General features: G+C 63.5%; 1 protein-coding gene and 1 pseudogene. Both read left to right on the forward strand.

The genetic code is table 11. The features are described from left to right. Positions 1-854, forward strand: an 854-nt coding sequence (locus HX846_RS34655) for a PepSY domain-containing protein (RefSeq protein WP_178967198.1), incomplete at its 5' end; no start/stop codon positions are given. A 152-nt stretch (positions 855-1,006) separates the two neighbouring features. Continuing rightward, positions 1,007-1,286 (forward strand): annotated as a pseudogene (locus tag HX846_RS34660) (TonB-dependent siderophore receptor); the annotation flags it as partial.

A 1,286-nucleotide genomic window follows, 5' to 3' on the forward strand; every position in this document is an offset into this window, starting at 1 on the left:
GGCTGGGCAGTCGCGGCCGCTTGTTCTGGCGCGATTTGCACGCGGTCGCCGGTTTCTGGGGCGCGGCGTTTCTGCTGGTGATGCTGCTCAGCGGCATGACCTGGACCGGCTTCTGGGGCAAGCAATACGCCGAGCTGTGGAATAAATTCCCGGCGGCCATGTGGAACAACGTGCCGCAGTCCGACCAGCAGGCCCGCAGCCTCAACACCGCGAGCCAACAAACCGTGCCGTGGGCCATGGAAAACACGCCGATGCCGATGTCTGGCGAGCATGCCGAGCACATGAAGCACGCCGGCATGAGCCAGGGCCCGGCAGCCCCGAGTATCCGCCTGCAACAGGTGGTCGACCTCGCCAACTCACGCAAGGTCGAGCCCGGCTACAGCATCACCTTCCCCACCACTGCCGAAGGCGTGTTCACCCTCGCGGTGTTCGCCAACGACCCGCGCAATGACGCCACCCTGCATGTGGACCAATACTCCGGCAAGGTCCTGGCCGATGTGCGCTGGGAGCACTACAACAGCGTGGCGCGGGTTACCGAATCGGGCGTGATGCTGCACGAAGGCAAGATGTTTGGCGTGGTCAATCAGATCATCGTGCTGCTGATTTGCCTGATGATCCTGCTCAGCGCCGTCAGCGGTGTGGTGATCTGGTGGAAGCGTCGGCCACAGGGCAGCCTGGGGGTTCCACCGTTGCGCCATGACCTGCCGAAATGGAAAACCGCGATGGTGATCATGCTCGGGCTGGCGATTGTCTTTCCGCTGGTGGGCGCCTCGCTGATCGTGGTCTGGGCACTGGATCGCCTGGTGCTTTCACGGTGGTTTGGCCAACGTGAATCTGCCTCAGGTTCAGCGTGAAACAGACGAGATGCCCTACCTAGAGGCGTTATGTAGTCTTACGCGGGCTTTCGCCCACGCCGCACAAAGTGTTATGTTGTAACACTTAATGTGTTTTCCCACTCGCCGCGCCCTGCGGCGAGTACCGTCTCGAAGAAGCGATTTATCGTCCGATGAACAAGTACCTTGCGTCCGGCCTGTGCCTGCTCGCCCTGCAAAACACTGCCCAGGCCCTGACGCTTCCCGCCAGTGCCGTCTCAGCCCCCGCCGTCGACGACGAGCGCGTCGACCTGAACACCCCGACCACGGCAGGTTCACGCCTGAACCTCACGGCCCTGCAAACCCCGGGCAGCGTTGAAAGCCAGACCGGCGAGCAGATTCGCGCCCGGGGCGATGCCACGGTGCAGGACGCGATTTCCCGGGCCACCGGCATCAGCCGCACCGGCACGCCGG

It is taken from the genome of Pseudomonas sp. K5002 (assembly GCF_013386655.1).
Classification (GTDB): Bacteria; Pseudomonadota; Gammaproteobacteria; order Pseudomonadales; family Pseudomonadaceae; genus Aquipseudomonas.